This window comes from Mycobacterium vicinigordonae, from assembly GCF_013466425.1.
GTDB lineage: Bacteria > Actinomycetota > Actinomycetes > Mycobacteriales > Mycobacteriaceae > Mycobacterium > Mycobacterium vicinigordonae.
In genome coordinates this window covers 2,648,380-2,667,791 of the sequence record NZ_CP059165.1, presented here as the reverse complement: position 1 = coordinate 2,667,791, position 19,412 = coordinate 2,648,380, and the positions used below count along the sequence as shown (strand labels likewise).

Genomic DNA, 19,412 nt, shown 5'->3' with positions numbered 1-19,412 from the left:
CTACGCTCCGGCAGTCGCCGCTTGCGTGAAGCGCACGTAACCGTTCTGTTCGAGCTCGTCGGCCAGCTCCGGGCCACCGGATTCGGCGATGCGACCACCGATGAACACGTGCACGAACTCGGGGTGGATGTAGCGCAGGATCCGGGTGTAGTGCGTGATCAGCAGGACGCCGCCATCGTTGGTCTGCGCGTATCGGTTCACGCCCTCGCTAACCACACGCAGCGCGTCGACGTCCAGACCGGAGTCGGTCTCGTCGAGGATCGCGATCTTGGGCTTGAGCAACTCGAGTTGCAGGATCTCGTGACGCTTCTTCTCGCCACCGGAGAAGCCCTCGTTGACACTGCGCTCGGCGAACGCCGGGTCGATCTCTAGCGCGGCCATTGCCGCCTTGACTTCCTTAACCCACAGCCGCAGCTTGGGTGCCTCACCGCGGATCGCGGTGGCGGCCGAGCGCAGGAAGTTTGACACCGACACGCCCGGCACCTCAACGGGGTACTGCATGGCCAAAAACAGTCCGGCCCTTGCGCGTTCGTCGACACTCATGGCCAGTACGTCTTCGCCGTCCAAGGTGATCGACCCGGAGTTCACCAGGTACTTAGGATGGCCGGCGATGGCGTAGGACAACGTCGACTTGCCGGAGCCGTTGGGGCCCATCAGGGCGTGCGTCTCACCGGATTTCACGGTCAGGTCGACGCCTTTGAGGATGGGGATTTCACCGTCGCCGTCGCCGGCGACGCTGACGTGTAGGTCTTTGATTTCCAGAGTGGTCATAGGGCTTCGGTCTTCTCGGCTTTCTCCGTAAGTTCCAACTCGTGTTCGATGGCTGCGCTCAGGCGTTCGCGAATCTCGGGCACCGCGATCTTGGCGATAATCTCGCCAAAGAATCCGCGGATCACCAGGCGACGGGCCTGCTCTTCGGGGATGCCACGCGAGCGCAGGTAGAACAGCTGCTCATCGTCGAAACGCCCGGTGGCACTGGCGTGTCCGGCCCCGGCAATCTCACCCGTCTCGATCTCCAGGTTCGGCACCGAGTCGGCGCGCGCGCCGTCGGTGAGGACCAGGTTGCGGTTCATCTCGAAGGTGTCGGTGCCGGTGGCCTCGGCACGGATCAAAACATCGCCGATCCAGACGGTGTGCGCATCGGGCCGCTTGGACGACGGATCCCCTTGCAACGCCCCCTTGTAAAGCACGTTGGACCGGCAGTTGGGCTTGGCGTGGTCGACCAGCAGCCGCGACTCAAGGTGCTGACCGTCGTCGGCGAAGTACAACCCCAGCAGGTCCGCGTCGCCGCCCGGGCCGGCGAAGCGTGCGGTGGCTGACATGCGGACCACCTCGCCACCCAGGGTAATGGTGGTGTGCTTGAGCACCGCGTCCTTACCGAGGCGGCCGTGGTGCGCACTGACGTGCACGGCGTCGTCGGCCCAGTCGGCAATCCAGATGACGGTGAGCCGGGCGGCGTCTGCGACCACGAATTCGAGGTTGTCTGCGTAGGTTCCGCTGCCCCGATGGTCGACGGCGACGACGGCCTCACCGAGCTCCTGCACCCGGATCTGCAGGTGCCCGTAGGCGGTCGAGCCGGCCCCGGGCCCCTCCACCGTGATGTTGATCGGCTCGGCGATCTGCGTGTCTCGTCCGACGGTGACCAGCGTTGCGGAGTTGAACGACGAAAATGCTTGAGCCGCAATCCGGTCGGCGGGCACACCAGCCTGACCGAGCCGCTCGTCGCCACGGCGTACCTGCTCGGTAGTGACGCCCTCGTGCTCAGTGACGGTGATGTTGGCGCGACCGGTTGCGTTGGCCGAGCCGTCGTGCAGACCGCGCAGGCGCTTGAGCGGGGTGAACCGCCAGAGTTCGTCGCGGCCGTGCGGTACCTCGAACGCGTCGACGTCGAAGGAGGAGAAAAGCTCCCCCTTGTTCAGTGTGTGCGAAGGGGTTTGCGTGACAGGCGAAGTCATCCGACCGCGCCCTCCATCTGCAGCTCGATCAGCCGGTTGAGCTCCAGCGCGTACTCCATCGGGAGTTCCTTGGCGATCGGCTCGACGAAGCCGCGCACCACCATCGCCATCGCCTCGTCCTCGGTCATGCCGCGGCTCATCAGGTAGAACAGCTGGTTCTCGCTGACCTTGGACACGGTAGCCTCGTGGCCCATCGTCACGTCGTCCTCGCGGATGTCGACGTAGGGGTAGGTGTCGCTGCGGCTGATCGTATCGACCAGCAGCGCATCACATTTCACGCTCGACTTGGAGCCATGCGCGCCCTTGTTCACCTGGACCAGGCCGCGGTAGGAGGTGCGGCCACCGCCGCGCGCCACCGACTTGGACACGATGTTGCTCGACGTGTTCGGCGCCAGGTGCAGCATCTTGGCGCCGGTGTCCTGATGCTGGTCCTCGCCAGCGAATGCGATCGAGAGCACCTCGCCCTTGGCGTGCTCGCCGGTCATCCAGACCGCGGGGTACTTCATCGTCACCTTGGATCCGATATTCCCGTCGACCCATTCCATGGTGGCGCCTGCCTCGGCCCGAGCGCGCTTGGTGACCAGGTTGTAGACGTTGTTGGACCAGTTCTGGATTGTGGTGTAACGACAACGGCCACCGGGCTTCACGATGATCTCGACCACCGCTGAATGCAGCGAATCTGATTTGTAGATCGGCGCGGTGCACCCTTCGATGTAGTGGACGTAAGCGTCCTCGTCGACGATGATCAGGGTCCGTTCGAACTGTCCCATGTTCTCGGTGTTGATCCGGAAGTAAGCCTGCAGCGGGATGTCCACGCGAACACCGGGCGGGACATAGATGAAACTGCCTCCCGACCACACCGCCGTATTCAGTGCGGAGAACTTGTTATCACCGGCCGGAATCACGGTGCCGAAGTACTTCTGGAAAATCTCGGGGTGCTCGCGCAGCCCGGTGTCGGTGTCGAGGAAGATGACGCCCTGCGCTTCCAGGTCCTCGCGGATCTGGTGGTACACCACCTCAGATTCGTATTGCGCCGCAACGCCGGCCACCAGCCGCTGCTTCTCGGCTTCCGGGATGCCCAGCCGGTCGTAGGTGTTCTTGATGTCAGCCGGCAAATCCTCCCAGGACGCCGCCTGCTTCTCGGTGGACCGCACGAAGTATTTGATGTTGTCGAAGTCGATGCCCTCGAGGTTGGAGCCCCAGTTCGGCATCGGCTTCTTATCGAAGATTCCCAGCGCCTTGAGCCGGATGTTCAGCATCCACTCGGGCTCGTTCTTCTTCGCCGAGATGTCGCGAACCACCGCCTCGGACAGCCCGCGCGCTGCACTGGCCCCCGCGACGTCGGAATCTGCCCACCCGTAGCCGTACCGTCCCAGCGAATCGATCGTCTGTTCCTGGGTCAAGGGCTCCCTGGCCGCTTCGAGTGTCATGAGGACGCTCCTTCGTTGCTTGTGTCGACTCGGCGTGGGCTGGGCGCCGGACTGAGTGGTACGTGCGTGGTACATGCGCAGTCCCCGTTGACGATCGTCGCCAACAACTGCACGTGGGTGCCGAGCACTTCGGACATGGCCTGCTGCTCGGCCTCACACAGTTCCGGGAATTCCTCGGCGACATGGGAGACCGGGCAGTGATGCTGGCAGATTTGCACACCGTGAATCGGGCCGCCCACCCGGGTGGTAGTGGCGACGTAGCCGGCCTCCGACAGCGCCTGCGCAATGCGCTCGGCAGCCGCTTCGAGGGCACCGTCGTCGGGCCCCTCGGCGGGCGTGATACCAGACAAGATGGAGTCGATACGGCGCCGCGCGAATGTCTTGACCGCCTCGTCCCCGCCGATCTCGCGCAGTTGTCGTATTGCGGCAGCAGCCAAGTCGTCGTAGGAGTGGTCAAGCTTCCCCCGCCCGGCCGCGGTCAGCCGGTAGCGCTTGGCCGGCCGTCCCCGCCCCACCTGTTGCCAGGGCGCGGCGGGCACCGATTCGGCGTCGCCGGCGTCGATCAGCGCGTCGAGGTGACGCCGCACCCCGGCCGCCGATAGACCCAGCCGGTCGCTGATCTCGGTGGCGGTGATGGATCCCGATTCGAGCAGCAGGCGCACGATCGCGCGCCGGGTGTGTCCGTCCGATCCGGCGACCGCAGCTGCCGGCACGGCAGCATCCAGCTCCGAATAGATTTTCACAACACCAGTGTGTCGCAATTCCGGTAGCCCGTCCAGCAAGGGGGCCCTTACGTGACGAGGGCAACAGGGCCCGCGATCGCTGCCAGTACGCTGCTCTGATGGCTGCCCGCCACCACACGCTGAGCTCGTCGATCGCCGCCCTGCACGGCGACGAGCAGACGGTGGGCAAACCACTCAACGCCACCGAGCTGTCGGCGCTCAAACGCACCCGACTCTTCGGTGCGACTGGGACTGTCCTGATGGCGATCGGCGCCCTGGGCGACGGCGCCCGGCCCGTCGTCCAGGACCCCACCTTCGGGGTGCGGCTGCTGAACCTCCCGTCCCGTATCCAGACGGTGGCCTTGACCATGACCACCACCGGCGCGGTGATGATGGCGCTGGCCTGGCTGATGCTGGGCCGGTTCGTGTCGGGTAAGCGGCGGATGTCGCGCGGCGAGCTGGACCGCACCCTGGTGCTGTGGATGCTGCCGCTGCTCATCGCCCCGCCGATGTACAGCAAGGACGTCTACTCCTACCTGGCCCAGAGCCAGATCTCGCTGGAGGGACTCGACCCCTATCGGGTGGGGCCCGCATCGGGCCTAGGGCTGGGCCATGTGTTCACGCTGTCGGTACCCAGCCTGTGGCGCGAGACACCGGCCCCCTACGGACCGCTGTTCCTGTGGATCGGCCGCGGCATCTCGGCACTGACCGGGGAGAACATCGTTGCCGCTGTGCTCTGCCACCGCCTGGTGGTGCTGTTCGGCGTGGCGCTGATCGTGTGGGCCACACCGCGGCTGGCTCGGCGCTGCGGAGTCGCCGAGGTCAGCGCCCTGTGGCTGGGGGCCGCCAACCCGCTGCTGTTCATGCATTTGGTCGCCGGCATCCACAACGAGGCGCTGATGCTGGGGCTGATGCTCAGTGGCGCCGAATTCGCGCTGCGGGGTATCGATTCGAAACGCCCACTGAAGCCCCCGTCGTGGCGGATCGGCGCGGACTGGGAACCACTGGGCATGCTGTTGGCCGGTTCCGTCTTAATCGTGCTGTCATCGCAGGTCAAACTGCCATCGCTGCTGGCACTGGGGTTCGTCACCGGAGCGTTGGCCTACCGGTTGGGCGGCACCGTCAAGGCGCTGCTGCTGTCCGGCACGGCCATGGCGGGCGTGGCGCTAGCGGTGATGGGCATTGTCGGCTGGGCCAGTGGCCTGGGATTCGGCTGGATGTACACCCTGGGCACCGCGAACGTGGTGCGCAGCTGGATGTCGCCGCCTACCCTGCTGGCGCTGGGCACCGGGCAGGTAGGGATTCTGCTGGGCCTGGGCGATCACACCACCGCGATCCTGTCACTGACCCGTGCCATCGGTGTCCTGATCATCATGGTGATGGTCTGCTGGCTGTTACTGGCTGTCTTCCGCGGCCGACTGCACCCGATCGGCGGCCTTGGGGTAGCGCTGGGCCTGACCGTACTGCTGTTTCCAGTGGTGCAGCCCTGGTATCTGCTGTGGGCAATCATCCCGCTGGCCGCCTGGGCCACCCGAACCGGATTCCGTGCCGCCGCGATCGTCATCACCCTCATCGTCGGCATCTTCGGCCCCACCGCCAACGGTGATCGCTTCGCGCTGTTCCAGATCGTCGACGCCACGCTGGCCAGCGCATTCATCGTGGTCGCGCTGATTTCAGTGACCTACCACCGACTGCCCTGGCGGCCGCTGCCCGAAGATAAGGCACCGGAGACGGCCGAGACCCCGGTCACTGACGATGTCCCTGGACCTACCCTACGGACGACCAACACCCCGGACGCCTACGCTGATTCCACGTGAGCCCCGTCCCCCAGACCCGCGAGATCGTGGTGCGGCTGCGCGGCCTGTGCAAAAAGTACGGATCGGTCCAGGCCGTCTCCGATCTCGACCTCGAGGTGCATGCCGCCGAGGTGTTCGCTTTGCTGGGTCCCAACGGCGCCGGTAAGACGACCACCATAGAAATGTGCGAGGGCTTCGTGCGCCCGGACGCTGGCACCGTCGAAGTTCTCGGCCTCGATCCGATCGCCGACAACGCGCGGCTGCGCCCGCGTATCGGGGTGATGTTGCAGGGCGGCGGCGGCTATCCCGCCGCGCGAGCCGGCGAGATGCTGAATTTGGTCGCCTCCTACGCGGCCGACCCGCTCGATCCGGGCTGGCTGCTCGAGACATTGGGCCTGACTGATGCTGCGCGCACCACATATCGGCGGCTCTCTGGTGGCCAGCAGCAGCGGCTGGCGTTGGCGTGCGCCCTAGTGGGGCGCCCCGAGCTGGTGTTTCTGGACGAGCCGACCGCCGGCATGGATGCGCATGCCCGAGTCCTGGTCTGGGAGCTGATCGATGCACTGCGCCGCGACGGCGTCACCGTGGTGCTCACTACGCACCACCTCAAGGAAGCCGAGGAACTCGCCGACCGCTTGGTCATCATCGACCACGGGACGACGGTCGCCGCAGGCAAACCCGCCGATCTGATGCGCAGCGGCGCCAAAGGGCAGTTGCGTTTCAGCGCGCCACCGCGCCTTGACCTGTCGCTGCTGGCCGCGGCGTTGCCGGAGGGCTACCAGGCCACTGAGCTGACACCCGGGGAGTACCTGGTCGAAGGCGAGGTGGGCCCCCAGGTGCTGGCCACGGTCACGGCGTGGTGCGCGCAGATCGACGCCCTGGCCACCGACATGCGCGTCGAACAGCGCAGCCTCGAGGACGTCTTCCTCGAACTCACCGGCAGGAGGCTGCGGCAGTGAGCGACGTGTTTCCGCCTGGCACCTTCACCCCCGATCCGCGACCCAGCGCGGTGCCTCGAATGCTGGCCGCTCAGTTCAGTCTTGAGGCGAAGTTGCTCTTGCGAAATGGCGAGCAACTGCTGCTGACCATGTTCATCCCGATCACGCTGTTGGTCGGGCTCACCCTGCTTCCATTCGGATCCTTCCGCGAGCCGCGGGCCGCTGTGTTCACCCCGGCGATCATGGCGTTGGCGGTCATCTCCACCGCGTTCACCGGGCAGGCCATCGCGGTCGCGTTCGACCGTCGCTACGGCGCCTTGAAGCGGCTCGGGGCCACCCCGCTGCCGGTATGGGGCATCATCGCCGGCAAGTCGCTGGCTGTGGTCTTTACGGTGTTCCTGCAGTCGATCATCTTGGGCGGCATAGGTTTTGCTTTGGGCTGGCGACCGTCCTTGGCCGCGCTGGCGCTGGGTGCGCTGGTGATAGCGTTGGGCACCGCGGGTTTTGCTTCGCTGGGTCTGTTGCTCGGCGGCACCCTGAAGGCTGAGGTGGTTCTGGCGTTGGCCAATCTGCTGTGGTTCGTCTTCGCCGGACTGGGCGCGCTGACGCTCGAGACGAACCTGGTGCCCACCGGCGTCAAGTGGGCGGCACGGGTCACGCCGTCCGGTGCGCTCACCGAGGCGCTGACCCAGGCCATGGGGCAGCGAGTGGACTGGTTCGGGATCGCCGTTCTTGCCGGCTGGGGCGCGTTGGCCGCGGTGGCGGCGCGGCGCTGGTTCCGCTTCACCTGAGTAATTGCTCTGCGTGGGCATGATCGCGCGGTGAGGCAACGCACACAACGGCTGTCGCTACGATCGGGCGGTGGCTGTCGGACGACCATTGATGCGCGCGGTGGACCTGCTCCCCGACCCCAGCCTCCGCGTCCAGCGCATCATCGCTGCCGCCGTCATCCTCAGCCAGGGTGGCATCGCCGTGACCGGCGCCATCGTGCGCGTCACCGCCTCCGGGCTGGGGTGCCCGACCTGGCCACAGTGCTTTCCGGGCAGTTTCACCCCTGTCGCGGTCGCCGAAGTGCCACGAATCCACCAGGCCGTCGAATTCGGCAACCGGATGATCACTTTCGCTGTCGTCATCACCGCCGCACTGGCGGTGTTGGCGGTGGTCCGCGCCCGGCGACGCCGCGAAGTACTGGTCTATGCATGGCTGATGCCGGCGTCCACGGTGGTGCAGGCTGTCATCGGCGGGATCACGGTACGGACCGGGCTGCTCTGGTGGACGGTGGCTATCCACCTGCTGACGTCGATGACGATGGTGTGGCTGTCGGTGCTGCTCTACGTCAAGGTCGGGGAGCCCGACGATGGGGTCGTCGAACAGCGGGTCGCCACACCGTTGCGATTGCTCACCGCGCTCAGCGCGCTGAATCTTGCGGCGGTGCTGGTGACCGGCACCCTGGTGACCGCCGCCGGCCCGCACGCCGGCGACAAGAGCCCTAGCCGCACCGTGCCGCGCCTGACGGTCGAGATCACCACCTTGGTGCACGCGCACTCGTCGCTGCTGGTGTCCTACCTATCACTGCTGGTGGGTCTGGGGTTCGGCCTCGTCGCGGTGCATGCCGCACCCGCCGTTACTCGGCGCCTTGCGGTGTTGGTGGCGCTGGTGTTCGCGCAGGCGGCGGTGGGCACCGCGCAGTTCTACGCCGGGGTGCCCGCGGCCCTGGTCGCCATCCACGTGGCCGGGGCGGCGGCGTGTACGGCTGCCACTGCGGCGCTATGGGCGTCGATGCGACAACGGACCCAGCCCGAGTCGCTCCAGAGCTGACTCCACCGCCAGCGCGAACTGACGCTGGGCTAGTCCACGCGTCTGGACATCTAGCCGCAGCCAGCCCAGCGACGGGTCGATCAGCTCTAGTTCCAGCACCCGCTTCCCGACTAAATGCACCCGCGCATACAGCAGCTCACCCGGCGCGGCGGTCAGTGGGGCGGCGCCGGCATCCCATTGTTCAAAGTCGGCATCCCCTTGGTGCAGCGCGTCGCCGGTGGTGACAAACGCGTGCGACGGCTTTCCACCGAGGAATACCAGTACCGTCTCGGGCGCCGTCTGGGCCGATTGCACCCACACGTCCTGACCGGCTTGATGACATTCGGCGATGTAGCGTTGCGCCGCGGACCGGTCGCTGAATCGCCGCGTCCCGGTCCCCGACGCCCCGACGAAGTAATGGTCACCGCGGGCCAATCGGATGTCGTCGCCGACCGCGTAGCGTGTGGCCGGCAGCATCGGCACACCGCGTTCAGCCAGGTCGTCGCGATAGCGCCGGTCGCTGTTCCAAGCGACGACGGCAGGCGGGTTCAACAAGTTCGGCACGGCTTGAGTCCAGGACAGGAATCGGTCGAGACGGCTTGCATGGCCCCGCGCAGAGCGCAGGATCACCAGATCCGCTGTGGCGGTTTCCGGGTCGTCCCACGGCAGCCATCGTGCATGCAGGCCGCGGGTACGCAGTGCGGCCACCAGCCCGCCATCATCACCCGCGGCGTCCTGCGGTTCACCCGTCAACACGATGCGGGGATGGAAGGTGTCGGGTCGGGCTAGCTTCATGCCCGGGCATGATAGCGACATGCATGCCATCGAAGTCAGCCAAACCGGCGGCCCTGAAGTCCTGAACTACACCGAGGTGCCCCGACCGGAAGCCGGACCCGGCGAGGTGCTGATCAAAGCTGAAGCTATCGGCGTCAACTTCATCGACACCTATTTCCGCACCGGCCAGTACCCGCGGCCGCTGCCGTTCGTGCTGGGCTCCGAGATATGCGGCACGGTCGTTGCCGTCGGACCCGACGCCGATTCCACCGTCGCCGTGGGCGACCGGGTGGTCAGCGCTGCAGCCAACGGTGGCTACGCCGAATTCTGCACTGCACCAGCCTTTTTGACGAGCGAAGTGCCCGACGGCGTCAGCTCGGAAGTGGCAGCTTCGGCCCTGTTGAAGGGACTCACCGCGCATTACCTACTCACATCGGTGTTTCCGGTCCAGGCCGGGCACAGCGTGCTGGTGCACGCCGGCGCCGGCGGAGTGGGTCTGATCCTGACCCAGTGGGCGACTCACCTTGGGGCGCGGGTGATCACGACGGTGTCGACGCTGGAGAAAGAGCGGCTGTCGCGGCAGGCGGGCGCCGCCGAGGTGCTTCCCTACCCCGACGACGCCGAACGATTCGGTCAGCGAGTACACGAACTCACCGACGGCGCCGGGGTCGACGCGGTGTACGACGGTGTGGGTGCGACGACGTTCGACGCCAGCCTGGCGAGCCTGGCGGTGCGCGGGACGCTTGCCCTGTTCGGCGCGGCCAGTGGACCTGTTCCCCCATTCGACCCGCAACGGCTGAACGCCGCGGGGTCGGTGTATCTCACCCGGCCGTCGCTGGCCCATTTCACCCGCACGGCACAGGAGTTCAGCTGGCGAGCCAACGAACTGTTCGGCGTGATCGCCAGCGGCGCAGTGCAAGTCGCGGTCGGTGGCTCCTATCCGCTGGCCGAGGCCGCGCGCGCCCACGCCGATTTGGAAGGCCGCCAGACCACCGGCTCGATCGTCCTGGTGCCTTAGGTTTCGGCTTTAAGCAGTCACGGCGCACGTTAGCCAATCTGCAGCGCCGCCGCGACGACGGGCTTCGCCCACATCGGTGTCAAGGTCAGATCAGGCGGCCCGACGATGCGGCCGTGTTCCAGGTGCAGTACCAGGACCGGCAGCGGCGCCCGGCCCGTCGCGGGGTCAGCGGTCACCGAGTTGTCGTACACCCGTAGCTCGCTCAGCACCGGAAGCAATGTCAGGAGGTTGATCAGGCTGTGCCGGTAGCGGCGGCGGATGTCGGCTTCTGGGATGTCGTGACCACCCGCGCGGACCCGCTGACGCACTCGATCGATGTGTGCCTCGGCGCTGCCAAGCCCCACATAGAGAACGTGAATCTCGACGCCACGCTTGGCGGCGTCGGCCAGCAGCCGCGGCATCGTAGTTCCGCCGAGCGTTGTCTCGAAAGTGAAGTCCAGACCCTTCTCGATAGCCAGTTCCAGCAAACGTCGTCCCTGTTGCCAGGCGACCGCGTTGGCCTCGGTCTGGCCCAGCCCGGGGTTGGCAGCCCGAATTTCCCGGGCGGCTTCATCCGGGTTGTAGTACTGACCACCTTTCACCCGGATCGTGGCGCCGACGATGCTGCTCTTGCCGGCGCCGTTGACGCCTGCCACCACATGAATCTGCGGCGCCATGGAAGCTTCGCGAATTCGCCGACCGCGCCGGCGTCAGCGTGGCTGCGCGGCGCGCGCCACCTTGACCGCGGCGGCACCCAGCTCCTCCGGGCCGGCATCGAATGCCGCGGCGACACCTGCCTTGGCCTTCGGTGTCTGCATGGCGGCCAAGAGCGCGTCGAAGCGCTCGCTGAGGTCGTCGAGCGCGGGGACGGCCGGTGTGGTCAGCGCTTCGAATTCGGCGTACGACATCAACACCGCTTTCGGGGTGGCGTGCTTGGTGATCACCACCGCACCATTGAGTGCGGCTTGGTCGACCACGGCGCCAAACTCGTTCTTGAGGCGGGTGGCGCTCACTGTGGGTACGTCGACCAGCTGGCCGGCGCGGTTGCGGAACGAGACAGTGGTCATGCGCTGCCCTCCTTGCTCACCTGAACAGTGCCCATTTTAGCCATTTTGGCCATTTTGGGCGAATGATGAACGGTGTGACGGAGAGCGCTCGGAAGGCAGGCAGGTATAGCCGCTCAGAGCAGCGTCGGCAGCGCGATCACCGAATCGACGGCCAGCGCGCAAAACACCAACGCAAGATAATTGTTGGACTGCAGGAACAGCCGCAGCGGCTTGACCTCCGCACCGCCGCGCACCCCGGAGTACAGCTGGTGGGCCATTGCCAGGAACCACACACCGGCGACCACCGCGACAGCGGCGTACAGCCAGCCGGCCGCCAACGCCAGCGTCAGTGTGGCCAGCACGGTCAGCCAGGTGTAGATCAGGATTTGCTTGGTGACCTGCCGCTCGGTCGCCACGGCGGGCAGCATCGGCACACCGGCGACCTTGTAATCCTCCTTGTACCGCATGGCCAGCGCCCAGGTATGCGGCGGTGTCCAGAAGAAGATCACCGCGAACATCGCCAGCGCCGGCCAGCCGATGGTCCCGGTCACCGCCGACCAGCCGATCATCACCGGCATGCAGCCGGCCGCGCCACCCCACACCACGTTCTGCGAGGTGCGCCGTTTGAGCAGCAGCGTGTAGACGAACACGTAAAACCCGATGGTGGCCACCGCGAGCAGGCCGGACAGCAGGTTTGTTGTCAACCACAGCCAAAAGAACGAGCCCACGCTCAGCACAAGCCCAAAGATCAGCGCGTTGAGCTTCGGCACGGCGGCCCGCGCCAGGGGACGCCGAGCGGTCCGCTTCATCACCTTGTCGATGTCGGCATCGGCCACGCAGTTGAGGGTGTTGGCGCCGCCCGCGGCCATCATCCCGCCGACCAGCGTGTCGAGGATGAGCAACGGCTGGACGCTGCCGCGGTGTGCGAGCAGCATCGCCGGAATAGCGGTGACCAGCAACAGCTCGATCACCCGCGGCTTGGTCAACGCCAAATAAGCCAGGACCGCACTGGTGAGCCGGCCGGCCAACCGGCTCGGATCCTCGCTGGTGGTCCGGGCCGGGGTCGCGACTTCTGGGCGCCCGCGAACGCTCACGCATTAACTCCTCGGGAAAAATCGCAGCCGCGCGCAGCTTCTACTACACACGATGGTAGACGGCGGGACCTCGGTCGCTGCCCCGCAGGGTCGATTCGCAGGATTTTCCCTCCCGTTTGGCAGCCGATAACGAAGTATTGCGGCGCTGACTGCAAGCCCCAAACCCCCGACACGATATTTTCACACCGGCCGCATTGGGTACCCCGAATCTGGACCTGCGGTCGCCCGCGATCCCGCACTAGGGTGGGATTGATCAGTTTGACGACCCTGGCCTGCGGACTGAACTGAGGACTGAATTAGTGACCACACGCGAAGAGATCTCTGCGCTTACCCAACCGCACCACCCCGACGACTGGACCGAGATCGATTCGGCTGCGGTCGATACCATCCGCGTACTGGCTGCCGATGCGGTCCAGAAAGTCGGCAACGGACATCCCGGCACCGCGATGAGCCTGGCACCGCTGGCGTACACGCTGTTCCAGCGCGCCATGCGGCACGACCCCAGCGACGTCCACTGGCTTGGCCGCGACCGATTCGTGCTGTCGGCCGGACACAGCAGCCTGACGCTGTACCTGCAGCTGTATCTCGGAGGGTTCGGCCTCGAGTTGTCCGACATCGAGGCGCTCCGCACCTGGGGGTCCAAGACACCCGGACATCCGGAGTTCCGGCACACCGACGGCGTGGAGATCACCACCGGCCCGTTGGGTCAGGGCCTGGCCTCCGCGGTGGGAATGGCCATGGCCGCTCGCTATGAGCGGGGACTGTTCGACCCCGATGCAGAACCGGGCACCAGCCCGTTCGACCACCACATCTACGTGATTGCCTCCGATGGGGACATCGAGGAAGGCGTGACGTCGGAGGCGTCCTCGCTCGCCGCGGTGCAGCAGCTGGGCAACCTGATCGTGTTCTACGACCACAACCAGATCTCGATCGAGGACGACACCAACATCGCCCTGTGTGAGGACACCGCCGCGCGCTACCGCGCGTACGGCTGGCACGTGCAGGAGGTCGAGGGCGGCGAGAACGTGGTCGGCATCGAGCAGGCGATCGCCAACGCGAAAGCCGAGACCGAACGCCCGTCGTTCATCTCGCTGCGCACCATCATCGGCTACCCTGCGCCCAACCTGATGAACACCGGCAAGGCGCACGGCGCCGCGCTGGGCGACGAAGAGGTGGCCGCCACCAAGAAGATCCTCGGCTTCGACCCCGACAAGACTTTCGAGGTGCGCGACGAGGTCATCGAGCACACCCGCAAACTGGTCCAACGCGGCAAGGAAGCGCACGAGAAATGGCAGACCGAGTTCGCCGCCTGGGCGCAACGTGAGTCCGATCGCAAGGCATTGCTGGACCGGTTGACCGCCGAGCGGCTGCCCGACGGCTGGGACGCTGACCTGCCGCGGTGGGAGCCCGGCTCCGACGCGATCGCCACCCGTAAGGCCTCCAACGACGTGCTGGACGCGGTGGGACCCAAGCTACCCGAGCTGTGGGGTGGTTCCGCCGACCTGGCAGGCAGCAACAACACTACCATTAAAGGCGCTAAATCCTTTGGCCCACCGTCGATTTCGACAAAGGACTACACCGCGGACTGGTATGGCCGCACCTTGCACTTCGGGGTTCGCGAACATGCCATGGGCGCCATCCTGTCCGGGATCGTGCTGCACGGACCCACCCGCGCCTACGGCGGCACGTTCCTGCAGTTCTCCGACTACATGCGGCCGGCCGTGCGACTCGCGTCGCTGATGGACATCGACACCATCTACGTGTGGACGCACGACTCGATTGGTCTGGGCGAGGATGGTCCGACACATCAGCCGATCGAGCACCTTTCGGCGCTGCGTGCCATCCCCAATCTGTCGGTGGTACGGCCGGCAGACGCCAACGAGACCGCCTCCGCATGGCATACGATTCTGGCCCGGGGCAACGGCAGCGGGCCGGTCGGCCTGATCCTGACCCGGCAGAACGTCCCCATCCTGGAGGGCACCGACCGTGACGGCGTGGCCCGCGGCGGCTATGTGCTCGGTGGCGGCGCCGGCGAGGATACCGAAGATCCGGACGTGGTGCTGATCGCCACCGGTTCCGAGGTGCAGCTGGCGGTCGAGGCGCAGAAATTGTTGGCGGACAAGGACATTCTGGCGCGGGTGGTGTCGATGCCGTGTGTGGAGTGGTTCGAGTCGCAGCCGTCGGACTACCGCGACAGCGTGCTGCCTCCGACGGTGTCGGCACGCGTGGCCGTCGAAGCCGGCGTTGCGCAGTCATGGCACAAGTTGGTCGGTGACACCGGAAAGATCGTGTCGATCGAGCATTACGGGGAATCCGCCGACTACAAGACATTGTTCCGGGAGTACGGCTTCACTGCAGAGGCCGTCGCTGCCGCGGCGGAGGAAGCGCTCGACAACTAGAAAAAGGTGATTCAGATGACCCAGAACCCCAACCTCGCCGCGCTGAGCGCCGCCGGCGTATCAGTATGGCTGGACGACTTGTCGCGAGACCGGTTGAAGTCGGGCAACCTGCAGGAGCTGATCGACACCCGGAGCGTGGTCGGCGTCACCACCAACCCGTCGATCTTCCAGAAGGCGCTGTCGGACGGCAACGCCTACGACAGCCAGATCGCCGAACTCGCCGAGCGCGGTGCCGACGTGGATGCGACGATCCGCACCGTCACCACCGACGACGTGCGCAACGCATGCGACGTGCTAGCCCCACAGTGGGAGGCATCCGACGGTGTCGACGGCCGGGTGTCGATCGAGGTCGACCCGCGCATGGCACGTGATGCCGACAAGACGGTCCAGCAGGCTATCGAACTGTGGAAGATCGTCGACCGGCCCAATTTGTTCATCAAGATCCCCGCCACCGAGCCCGGCCTACCGGCCATCACCGCCGTTCTGGCGGAAGGGATCTCGGTCAACGTCACGCTGATCTTCTCGGTTGAGCGCCATCGGGCGGTGATGGACGCCTACCTGGCCGGGCTGGAGAAGGCCCGCGAGGCCGGCCACGATCTAGCCAAGATCCATTCTGTGGCTTCTTTTTTCGTATCCCGGGTGGACACCGAGATCGACAAGCGGCTGGAGGATATCGGATCCGAGGAGGCACTCGCACTGCGCGGCCAGGCCGGCGTCGCCAACGCCCGGTTGGCTTACGCTGCCTACCAGCAGGTTTTCGAAGGTGGTGAGCGCTTCCAGGCGTTGGCCGGCGATGGCGCGCGGGTGCAGCGGCCGCTGTGGGCATCCACCGGCGTGAAGAACCCGGACTACTCCGACACCCTGTACGTCACCGAGCTGGTTGCCGCGAACACGGTGAACACCATGCCGGAGAAGACGATTGAGGCGGTCGCCGACCACGGGATAGTCACCGGCGACACGGTCAGGGGTACGGCCGCCGAATCCCAAGCGGTGTTTGACAAGCTCGAAGCACTGGGAATCGACCTGAGCGACGTGTTCGTGGTACTCGAGGATGAGGGCGTGGAGAAGTTCGAGGATTCCTGGAACGAACTTCTGGAGGCGACTCAAGGGCAGCTCGACAGCGCCAACAAATGAGCCCTGCGGACCCGGGTACCGCGGAAGCCAGGCAGTGGCGTAACCCGTTGCGCGACAAGCGAGACAAGCGGCTGCCCCGCATCGCCGGCCCCTGCGGCATGGTCATCTTCGGGGTCACCGGTGACCTGGCTCGCAAAAAGGTGATGCCGGCGATCTACGATCTGGCCAACCGTGGCCTGCTGCCACCGACCTTCGCTCTGGTGGGCTTCGCGCGCCGCGATTGGAGCACCGAAGACTTCGGCGACGTTGTGTACAAGGCCGTCAAGGAGCACTGTCGCACACCATTCCGGCAGGAGAACTGGGACCGACTGGCCGAGGGATTCCGTTTCGTGCCAGGCTCTTTCGACGACGACGACGCCTTCAGCCGACTCGCCGAGACGCTGGAGAAACTCGACGCCGAGCGCGGTACCGGCGGTAATCATGCCTTCTATCTAGCGATTCCGCCCAAGTCGTTTCCGGTGGTGTGCGACCAGTTACACAAGTCGGGGCTGGCCCGCCCGCAAAAGGACAGGTGGGCTCGGGTTGTTATTGAGAAGCCGTTCGGCCACGATCTGAAAAGTGCGCAGGAACTGAACAAGTCGGTCAACGCGGTCTTCCCGGAGGAATCCGTCTTCCGCATCGATCACTACCTGGGTAAGGAGACGGTACAGAACATCCTGGCACTGCGGTTCGCCAACCAGTTGTTCGACCCGATCTGGAACGCGCACTATGTCGACCACGTCCAGATCACCATGGCCGAGGACATCGGATTGGGTGGCCGCGCCGGCTATTACGATGGCATCGGCGCTGCTCGCGACGTGATCCAGAACCACCTGATGCAATTGCTCGCACTGACCGCGATGGAAGAACCGGTTAGCTTCACCCCGAAGTCGTTGCAGACAGAGAAGATCAAGGTGCTCTCGGCGACTCGGCTTGCCGAGCCGCTCGATGAGACGACCAGTCGCGGCCAGTACACCGCCGGCTGGCAGGGCGGTGAGCGAGTGGTCGGCCTGCTCGAGGAGGAGGGCTTCGCCGAGGACTCCACCACCGAGACCTTCGCCGCCATCACTCTCGAGGTCGACACCCGCCGGTGGGCCGGAGTGCCATTCTATCTTCGTACCGGAAAACGGTTGGGGCGCAGGGTCACCGAGATCGCACTAGTGTTCAAGCGGGCTCCGCATCTGCCGTTCGACGCGGTGATGACCGACGAGCTGAGCGCCAACGCCATGGTAATTCGGGTCCAGCCCGACGAGGGCATCACGCTGCGATTCGGCTCCAAGGTGCCCGACACGGCGATGGAGGTCCGCGACGTCAACATGGACTTTTCCTACGGCTCGGCGTTCGCCGAGGAGTCCCCCGAGGCTTACGAGCGGCTGATCCTCGACGTATTGCTCGGCGAGCCGTCCTTGTTCCCGGTCAACGAAGAGGTCGAATTGGCCTGGGAGATATTGGATCCCGTTCTTGACAACTGGGCCTCCCACGGTAGGCCAGAACCTTATGAGGCCGGCACCTGGGGTCCGGAGTCGGCGTTCGAGATGCTGCGCCGCACCGGCCGGGAGTGGCGGCGGCCGTGACTGGACACCGAGGAGCGGCGCCAGTGATTGCCCGCGGCAGCGACGATGCAGAGCGAAGCGATGAGGAGGAGCGGCGGCAGTGATCGTTGACGTGCCCGAGACCACCACCACCGCGGTCAACAAGAAGCTCGACGAGTTACGCGAGAAGGCCGGCATCATCACGATGGGCCGCGTCCTGACCCTGATCATTGCCCCGGATAGCGACACCGTGCTCGAAGAGTCCATCCAAGCCGCCAACGACGCCAGCCACGAACATCCGGCCCGGGTCATCGTGGCGATGCGCGGTGACGCCTACGCAGACGAGCCGCGACTGGACGCCGAGATCCGGGTGGGACGCGACGGTGGCGCCGGCGAGGTGTTGATCCTGCGGCTATCGGGGCCGCTGTCCGGTCACTCGGATAGCGTCGTCCTCCCCTTCCTGCTGCCCGACATCCCGGTGGTGGCGTGGTGGCCCGACGTCGCGCCGTCGGTGCCCGCCCAGGATCCGTTGGGCAAGTTGGCTATTCGGCGCATCACCGACGCCACGAACGGCATGGACCCACTGTCGGCGATCAAGAGTCGGCTGGCCGGGTACACCGCCGGCGACACCGATCTGGCGTGGAGCCGCATCACCTACTGGCGGGCGTTGCTCACCTCGGCGGTCGACCAGCCGCCGCATGAGCCGATCGAATCAGCTCTGATCTCGGGTTTGCGGACCGAACCCGCGCTCGACGTGCTGGCCGGCTGGCTGGCCAGCCGCATCGACGGGCCGGTGCGCCGGGAGGTCGGTGACCTCAGGGTCGAGTTGGTGCGGCCCAGCGAGACTATCACTCTCAGCCGGCCCCAGGACGGGACCACCGCGACGCTGAGCCGCACGTCCAAGCCGGAGGCCCTGGTTCCGCTGCCGCGCAGGGACACCGGCGAATGCCTGGCCGAAGACCTGCGCAGGCTCGACGCGGACGAGATCTACCTGTCAGCTCTGGAAGGCATCAAGAAAGTGCAATACGCGTGAGTACCGAGATCGAGATCTTCCCCGGCACCGACGAACTCGTCGAAGCAGCCGGCGAACGACTGATCGGCGTCATCGCAGACGCGGTGAAGGCACGCGGCCAGGCCGCCGTCGTGTTGACCGGTGGCGGCAACGGGACGGGGCTGTTGCGTTATCTGGCCACCAGGGAAGGGCTCATCGACTGGTCGAAAGTACAGGTGTTCTGGGGCGACGACCGCTACGTCGCCGAGGATGACGACGAGCGCAACGAGAAGCAGGCCCGCGAGGCGTTGCTCGACCATGTCGACATCCCGGCCAGTCAGGTGCATCCCATGGCCGCAGCCGACGGCGAATACGGCACCGACATCGACGCGGCCGCCCTCGCCTACGAGCAGATACTGGCCGCCAACGCCGCACCCGGAGACCCGGCGCCCAGATTCGACGTCCACCTCCTGGGGATGGGGCCCGAGGGACACGTCAACTCGCTATTCCCCGATACCCCCGCGGTGCGCGAGACCAGTCGCCTGGTAGTCGCGGTCCAGGACTCGCCCAAGCCGCCGCCCCAGCGAATTACCTTGACATTGCCGGCAATTCGACGTTCCCGTCAAGTCTGGTTGATGGTGTCGGGTGCGGGCAAAGCCGACGCAGTGGCCGCCGCCGTCAACGGCGCCGCCCCGGTGACGCTGCCCGCCGCCGGGGCGACCGGCAGCGAGACCACGCTCTGGCTACTCGACCAGGACGCAGCGGGCAAACTTCCTTCTTGACAATGCACGGTTGCAACCAGTGCTAGGTTGCCCGCTGTCAACAGGG

The 19,412-nt window shown here is 66.0% G+C and carries 18 protein-coding genes; 10 read left to right on the top strand and 8 right to left on the bottom strand.

All coding sequences use genetic code 11. From position 1 onward, the window contains the following. From sufC to H0P51_RS12290, 4 genes are read right to left on the bottom strand one after another with little or no spacing between them, the layout of a single operon-like run. The gene (sufC, locus tag H0P51_RS12305; RefSeq protein WP_180918323.1) at nt 1-771 is read right to left on the bottom strand and encodes a Fe-S cluster assembly ATPase SufC; all 771 of its coding nucleotides are present in this window, start codon (nt 769-771) and stop codon (nt 1-3) included. Further along, on the bottom strand, nt 768-1,955 hold the full coding sequence (gene sufD, locus H0P51_RS12300) for a Fe-S cluster assembly protein SufD (RefSeq protein ID WP_180918322.1): 1,188 nt from the start codon (nt 1,953-1,955) through the stop codon (nt 768-770). The genes sufC and sufD overlap by 4 nt, the downstream gene beginning before the upstream one ends. Continuing rightward, on the bottom strand, nt 1,952-3,385 hold the full coding sequence (gene sufB / locus H0P51_RS12295; protein ID WP_180918321.1) for a Fe-S cluster assembly protein SufB: 1,434 nt from the start codon (nt 3,383-3,385) through the stop codon (nt 1,952-1,954). Before sufB ends, sufD begins: the two co-directional genes overlap by 4 nt. Beyond that, nucleotides 3,382-4,167: a helix-turn-helix transcriptional regulator gene (locus H0P51_RS12290; RefSeq protein WP_180918320.1), complete on the bottom strand. Its 786-nt coding sequence runs from the start codon at nt 4,165-4,167 to the stop codon at nt 3,382-3,384. Before H0P51_RS12290 ends, sufB begins: the two co-directional genes overlap by 4 nt. 59 nt (nt 4,168-4,226) lie before the next feature. On the opposite strand from H0P51_RS12290, the gene mptB reads away from it, so the two are divergent. The 4 genes from mptB (at nt 4,227) to H0P51_RS12270 (ending at nt 8,659) form a co-directional block, all read left to right on the top strand. Continuing rightward, a complete protein-coding gene (gene mptB, locus H0P51_RS12285) occupies nt 4,227-5,924 on the top strand; it encodes a polyprenol phosphomannose-dependent alpha 1,6 mannosyltransferase MptB (protein ID WP_180918319.1) in 1,698 nt (565 codons plus the stop codon). Continuing rightward, nucleotides 5,921-6,862 carry an ABC transporter ATP-binding protein gene (locus H0P51_RS12280; protein ID WP_180918318.1) on the top strand — a complete coding sequence of 314 codons (942 nt, stop codon included), beginning with the start codon at nt 5,921-5,923 and terminating at the stop codon, nt 6,860-6,862. Before mptB ends, H0P51_RS12280 begins: the two co-directional genes overlap by 4 nt. A gap of 59 nt (nt 6,863-6,921) precedes the next feature. Then, nucleotides 6,922-7,632 carry an ABC transporter permease gene (locus tag H0P51_RS12275; RefSeq protein ID WP_180918917.1) on the top strand — a complete coding sequence of 237 codons (711 nt, stop codon included), beginning with the start codon at nt 6,922-6,924 and terminating at the stop codon, nt 7,630-7,632. Between the two features lie 91 nt (nt 7,633-7,723). Next, a complete protein-coding gene (locus H0P51_RS12270) occupies nt 7,724-8,659 on the top strand; it encodes a COX15/CtaA family protein (protein ID WP_180918918.1) in 936 nt (311 codons plus the stop codon). Here H0P51_RS12270 and H0P51_RS12265 read toward each other — a convergent pair. Beyond that, nucleotides 8,609-9,433, bottom strand: coding sequence for an ATP-grasp domain-containing protein (locus tag H0P51_RS12265; RefSeq protein WP_180918317.1), 825 nt, complete (start codon nt 9,431-9,433; stop codon nt 8,609-8,611). The two genes, H0P51_RS12270 and H0P51_RS12265, sit on opposite strands and share 51 nt — an antisense overlap. 19 nt (nt 9,434-9,452) lie before the next feature. Here H0P51_RS12265 and H0P51_RS12260 point away from each other — a divergent pair, with 19 nt between their 5' ends. After that, on the top strand, nt 9,453-10,430 hold the full coding sequence (locus H0P51_RS12260; RefSeq protein ID WP_180918316.1) for a quinone oxidoreductase family protein: 978 nt from the start codon (nt 9,453-9,455) through the stop codon (nt 10,428-10,430). Nucleotides 10,431-10,459: 29 nt separating this feature from the next. Here H0P51_RS12260 and H0P51_RS12255 read toward each other — a convergent pair whose 3' ends face one another. The 3 genes from H0P51_RS12255 to H0P51_RS12245 form a co-directional block, all read right to left on the bottom strand. Further along, the gene (locus tag H0P51_RS12255) at nt 10,460-11,086 is read right to left on the bottom strand and encodes an ATPase (RefSeq protein WP_180918315.1); all 627 of its coding nucleotides are present in this window, start codon (nt 11,084-11,086) and stop codon (nt 10,460-10,462) included. A gap of 33 nt (nt 11,087-11,119) precedes the next feature. Further along, nucleotides 11,120-11,476, bottom strand: coding sequence for a type II toxin-antitoxin system Phd/YefM family antitoxin (locus H0P51_RS12250; protein ID WP_180918314.1), 357 nt, complete (start codon nt 11,474-11,476; stop codon nt 11,120-11,122). Nucleotides 11,477-11,589: 113 nt separating this feature from the next. Next, the gene (locus tag H0P51_RS12245) at nt 11,590-12,549 is read right to left on the bottom strand and encodes a heme o synthase (protein ID WP_180918313.1); all 960 of its coding nucleotides are present in this window, start codon (nt 12,547-12,549) and stop codon (nt 11,590-11,592) included. 299 nt (nt 12,550-12,848) lie between these two features. Here H0P51_RS12245 and tkt point away from each other — a divergent pair, with 299 nt between their 5' ends. The 5 genes from tkt (at nt 12,849) to pgl (ending at nt 19,366) form a co-directional block, all read left to right on the top strand. Continuing rightward, nucleotides 12,849-14,948, top strand: coding sequence for a transketolase (gene tkt / locus H0P51_RS12240; protein ID WP_180918312.1), 2,100 nt, complete (start codon nt 12,849-12,851; stop codon nt 14,946-14,948). Between the two features lie 15 nt (nt 14,949-14,963). After that, the gene (gene tal / locus H0P51_RS12235; protein ID WP_180918311.1) at nt 14,964-16,082 is read left to right on the top strand and encodes a transaldolase; all 1,119 of its coding nucleotides are present in this window, start codon (nt 14,964-14,966) and stop codon (nt 16,080-16,082) included. Beyond that, nucleotides 16,079-17,635, top strand: a complete 1,557-nt coding sequence (gene zwf, locus H0P51_RS12230; RefSeq protein ID WP_180918309.1) for a glucose-6-phosphate dehydrogenase — start codon at nt 16,079-16,081, stop codon at nt 17,633-17,635. Before tal ends, zwf begins: the two co-directional genes overlap by 4 nt. A 79-nt stretch (nt 17,636-17,714) precedes the next feature. Beyond that, complete coding sequence (gene opcA, locus H0P51_RS12225) at nt 17,715-18,626, top strand: glucose-6-phosphate dehydrogenase assembly protein OpcA (RefSeq protein WP_180918307.1); 912 nt, start codon at nt 17,715-17,717, stop codon at nt 18,624-18,626. Next, the gene (gene pgl, locus H0P51_RS12220) at nt 18,623-19,366 is read left to right on the top strand and encodes a 6-phosphogluconolactonase (protein ID WP_180918305.1); all 744 of its coding nucleotides are present in this window, start codon (nt 18,623-18,625) and stop codon (nt 19,364-19,366) included. Before opcA ends, pgl begins: the two co-directional genes overlap by 4 nt. Nucleotides 19,367-19,412 lie beyond the last annotated feature (46 nt).

What these genes read in the sequence shown, in the direction of transcription:
- sufC (WP_180918323.1), bottom strand. Translation starts at nt 771, where the DNA reads ATGACCACTCTGGAAATCAAAGACCTACACGTCAGCGTCGCCGGCGAC.
- sufD (WP_180918322.1), bottom strand. Translation starts at nt 1,955, where the DNA reads ATGACTTCGCCTGTCACGCAAACCCCTTCGCACACACTGAACAAGGGG.
- sufB (WP_180918321.1), bottom strand. Translation starts at nt 3,385, where the DNA reads ATGACACTCGAAGCGGCCAGGGAGCCCTTGACCCAGGAACAGACGATC.
- mptB (WP_180918319.1), top strand. Translation starts at nt 4,227, where the DNA reads ATGGCTGCCCGCCACCACACGCTGAGCTCGTCGATCGCCGCCCTGCAC.
- H0P51_RS12275 (WP_180918917.1), top strand. Translation starts at nt 6,922, where the DNA reads ATGCTGGCCGCTCAGTTCAGTCTTGAGGCGAAGTTGCTCTTGCGAAAT.
- H0P51_RS12270 (WP_180918918.1), top strand. Translation starts at nt 7,724, where the DNA reads ATGCGCGCGGTGGACCTGCTCCCCGACCCCAGCCTCCGCGTCCAGCGC.
- H0P51_RS12265 (WP_180918317.1), bottom strand. Translation starts at nt 9,433, where the DNA reads ATGAAGCTAGCCCGACCCGACACCTTCCATCCCCGCATCGTGTTGACG.
- H0P51_RS12260 (WP_180918316.1), top strand. Translation starts at nt 9,453, where the DNA reads ATGCATGCCATCGAAGTCAGCCAAACCGGCGGCCCTGAAGTCCTGAAC.
- H0P51_RS12255 (WP_180918315.1), bottom strand. Translation starts at nt 11,086, where the DNA reads ATGGCGCCGCAGATTCATGTGGTGGCAGGCGTCAACGGCGCCGGCAAG.
- H0P51_RS12250 (WP_180918314.1), bottom strand. Translation starts at nt 11,476, where the DNA reads ATGACCACTGTCTCGTTCCGCAACCGCGCCGGCCAGCTGGTCGACGTA.
- tal (WP_180918311.1), top strand. Translation starts at nt 14,964, where the DNA reads ATGACCCAGAACCCCAACCTCGCCGCGCTGAGCGCCGCCGGCGTATCA.
- zwf (WP_180918309.1), top strand. Translation starts at nt 16,079, where the DNA reads ATGAGCCCTGCGGACCCGGGTACCGCGGAAGCCAGGCAGTGGCGTAAC.